At 72.3% G+C, this 3506-nt stretch carries 4 protein-coding genes; 1 reads left to right on the forward strand and 3 read right to left on the reverse strand.

Going from position 1 to position 3506, the window contains the following annotated elements; all coding sequences use genetic code 11:
• The 3 genes from HMPREF0731_RS06725 to HMPREF0731_RS06735 form a co-directional block, all read right to left on the reverse strand.
• Positions 1 to 782 (reverse strand): cache domain-containing protein (locus HMPREF0731_RS06725; protein WP_007003304.1); only part of this gene is annotated, 782 nt, incomplete at its 3' end.
• Between the two features lie 113 nt (positions 783 to 895).
• The gene (gene argF / locus HMPREF0731_RS06730; protein WP_007003305.1) at positions 896 to 1858 is read right to left on the reverse strand and encodes an ornithine carbamoyltransferase; all 963 of its coding nucleotides are present in this window, start codon (positions 1856 to 1858) and stop codon (positions 896 to 898) included.
• Positions 1855 to 3057: an aspartate aminotransferase family protein gene (locus tag HMPREF0731_RS06735; RefSeq protein WP_007003306.1), complete on the reverse strand. Its 1203-nt coding sequence runs from the start codon at positions 3055 to 3057 to the stop codon at positions 1855 to 1857. The genes argF and HMPREF0731_RS06735 overlap by 4 nt, the downstream gene beginning before the upstream one ends.
• Positions 3058 to 3252: 195 nt before the next feature.
• Between HMPREF0731_RS06735 and HMPREF0731_RS25080 the strand changes: the two genes are divergently transcribed.
• The coding region (locus tag HMPREF0731_RS25080; RefSeq protein ID WP_408734757.1) for a hypothetical protein at positions 3253 to 3506 on the forward strand (254 nt) is incomplete at its 3' end.

The following is a 3506-nucleotide window of genomic DNA, read 5'->3' on the forward strand; positions in this document are numbered from 1 at the left end:
GCCAGGCGCTGCACGGCACGGCCGATCTCGCCCAGCAGGTCGCGGCGGTCGGTGCAGGGCGGGTCGAGGTCGAGCCGCCCCTCGGAGATGTCGTGCACCGCGCGCGCCAGGCCGCGCAGCGGGCGCAGCGCCAGCCGCGTCAGCAGCCAGGCCAGCAGCCCGACCACCAGCATGGCGACGGCGCCGGCGACCAGCCCCTGGCGCTGCAGGTCGGCGATCTGGGCATAGACGGTGGCGAGCGGCTGGCCCACGAAGAGCAGGCCGATGACGCGGCCGGAGGCGTCGCGGACCGGCTCGTAGATGGTCTGGTGGTCGCTGCCCAGGATCGTCGCCACGCCGCGATAGGTCTCGCCACGGCGGAACACCGCGTCATAGGCGGGGCCGGCGGCCAGCTTGGTGCCGACGGCGCGGCTGCCATCCGGGCGCTGCACATTGGTGGCGATGCGGGTGTCGCCGGCGAACAGGGTGGCGACGCCGCCGGTGATGGATTTCACCGTGTCCACCACCTCGTTGCGGCCGTTCAGCGGCTGGCCGCCGAGCAGCAGCTGGTCGCCCTCCAGCCGCCATTCGCTGCCCTGCTGCGCCAGCAGCGCCTTCAGCATGCCGAGATTGCTCTCCAGCCGCTGCTGCGAGCGTTCCAGCATGCCCTGGCGCACCTCCTCGGTCAGCGCGAAGGCGACGGAGCCGGCGGCGACCAGCACGGCCATGAGGGTGATGGTCAGCAGGCAGGTCACCACGCCCAGGCGGCGTGGCAGGGCGGCAAGCCAGCGGAACAGGGGCATCTCGGGTTTCCCGGGGCAAGGAAACCATCCTAATCGCCAAGCGATATTGCCATTTGGTTAACTAGCCCGCTCACGTTGCAGCAGGGCGCCAGGGCGGGGGGGACGGCCGGGGGCTAGAGCCCGGCCAGGGCCCAGAGCAGCACGCCGTTCTGCGCGTGCAGCCGGTTCTCCGCCTCGTCGAACACCACGCTCTGCGGCCCCTCGATCACCTCCTCGGTGATCTCCTCGCCGCGATGGGCGGGCAGGCAGTGCAGCACGATGGCCTCCGGCTTCGCGTGGCGCAGCAGCGCGGCGTTCAGCTGGTAGGGGGCGAGCATGTTGTGGCGGGCCGACGGCCCGTCCTCCTTCTCGTCCGACATGGAGACCCAGGTGTCGGTCACCACGCAATCGGCGCCGCGCACCGCCTCGACCGGGTCGGAGGTCAGCTCGACCCGCGCCCCCTCGCGCCGCGCCCAGTCGACCAGCTGGGCCGGCGGCGCCAGCTCCGGCGGGGTGGCGAGGCGCAGCGTGAAGTCGAAGCGCGCGGCCGCCTGGATGAAGCTCTGCGCGACGTTGTTGCCGTCGCCGGTCCAGGCGAAGACCTTGCCCGCCACCGGGCCGCGATGCTCCTCGAAGGTGAGGATGTCGGCCATCAGCTGGCAGGGGTGGGAGACGTCGGTCAGCCCGTTGATCACCGGCACGGTGGCGTGCTCGGCCAGGCCGCGCAGCTTCGCCACGCTGTCGGTGCGCAGCATGATGGCGTCCACGTAGCGCGACAGGACGCGGGCGGTGTCCGCCACGCTCTCGCCGCGGCCAAGCTGCATGTCGCGCGCCGAGAGCACCACGGCATGGCCGCCCAGCTTCTGGATGCCGACCTCGAAGGAGACGCGGGTGCGGGTCGAGGGCTTCTCGAAGATCAGCGCCACCGACTTGCCGGCCAGCGGCTTCTCCGGCACGCGGCCGGCCTTGGCGTCGGCGGCCAGCGCCAGCATGTGGCGCAGCGTGGCGGCGTCGAAATCCGCCAGCTCCAGGAAATGCCGGGGGGGCTTCGCAGCCCCCCCTTCACGCGACGCGGCCGGTTGCACCTGGGCGCTCACTTGGCCGCCACCTTCGCCTGGGACGGGGTGACGCGGCGCAGCGCGCGGTCGAGCATCTCGACCGCCTGGTCCACCTCGGCCTCGGTGATGATCAGCGAGGGCGCGACGCGCAGCACGTTCTGCCCCGCCGCCACCGTCAGCAGCCCCTCCGCCACGGCGGCGGCCTGCAACTCGGTGTTGGTCACCTCCGGCACCAGCTGCAGGCCGAGCAGCAGGCCGGCGCCGCGCACGCCCGTCGCCACCTGCGGGTGGCGCGCGGCCAGATCCTGCATCGAGCGCCAGAGATGGCGCGCCACGCGGTCCACCTGCTCCAGGAAGCCCGGCGCCAGGATGACGTCGAGCACCGCGTTGCCGGCGGCGCAGGCCAGCGGGTTGCCGCCATAGGTGGTGCCGTGGGTGCCCGGCTTCAGGTACTTCGCCACCTTCTCCTTGGCCAGGATGGCGCCGAGCGGGAAGCCGCCGCCGATGCCCTTGGCCGAGGACATCACGTCCGGCTCGATGCCCGCCCACTGGTGCGCCCAGAGCTTGCCCGAGCGCCCCATGCCGGTCTGCACCTCATCGAGGGCGAGCAGCAGGCCGAACTCGTCGCACACCGCGCGCAGCTCGCGCAGGAAGCGCAGCTCGGCCGGGCGCACGCCGCCCTCGCCCTGGATCGGCTCGATCATGATGGCGGCGGTGTTCGGGCCGATGGCGTCGCGCACCGCGTTCATGTTGCCGAAGGGGATGTGGTCGAACCCTTCCGGCGCCGGGCCGAAGCCCTCCAGGTATTTCGGGTTGCCGGTGGCGGCCAGCGCCGCGAGGGTGCGGCCGTGGAAGGCGCCCTCGAAGCAGATGAAGCGGAACTTCTCCGGGTGGCCGTTCTCCGCATGGTATTTGCGGACGGCCTTCATCATGCCTTCATTCGCCTCGGCGCCCGAGTTGCAGAAGAAGACGCTGTCGGCGAAGGAGGTCTCGACCAGCCGCGCCGCCAGGCGCTCGGCCTGCGGCACGCGGTAGAGGTTGGAGACGTGCATCACCTTGGCCGCCTGCTCGGCGACGGTCCGCACCAGGTGCGGATGCGCGTGCCCGATGGAGGTGGTGGCGATGCCGCTGCCGAAATCCAGGAATCGTCGGCCCTCCACCGTCCACAGCCAGGCGCCCTCGCCCCGCTCGAAGGCAAGGTCGGCACGGTTGTAGGTCGGCATCAGGGCGGGGATCACGCGAGCAACTCTCCGGATCTTTCCGCGGCCCGCGCGCCTGTCGCGCGGCGTCCACGCGGAAAGGGGAACAGTGACGCAATCCGCCGCACCGGTCAAAGGCAGGCATGCGTTTTCCCGCAACCCGCGCCGGATCCGCGCCGTTACCCCGCCGAGACGCTTCCGCGCCCCGGGCGCGACAGATCCAGGAGGATGTTCATGCGGAGTTCGATGCTCGCCTTCACCGCCGCCGCCCTGATCGGCATGAGTGGCGCCGCCCTGGCGCAGCAGGGTTCCGGCAGCCCGGGTTCGGGCGCCGGCCCGACGGCAGGCCAGCCCAACGTGACCGGCAACACCAGCGGCGGCGCCACGAGCACCACCCCCGCCCCGGGCAGCACGACGACGACCCAGCCCACCGCCCCCTCGGCGCAGGGCGCCAACCCGCCGACGCTCGGCGGCTCGCAGCCCGGCAG

Source organism: Pseudoroseomonas cervicalis ATCC 49957 (assembly GCF_000164635.1).
Lineage (GTDB): Bacteria > Pseudomonadota > Alphaproteobacteria > Acetobacterales > Acetobacteraceae > Pseudoroseomonas > Pseudoroseomonas cervicalis.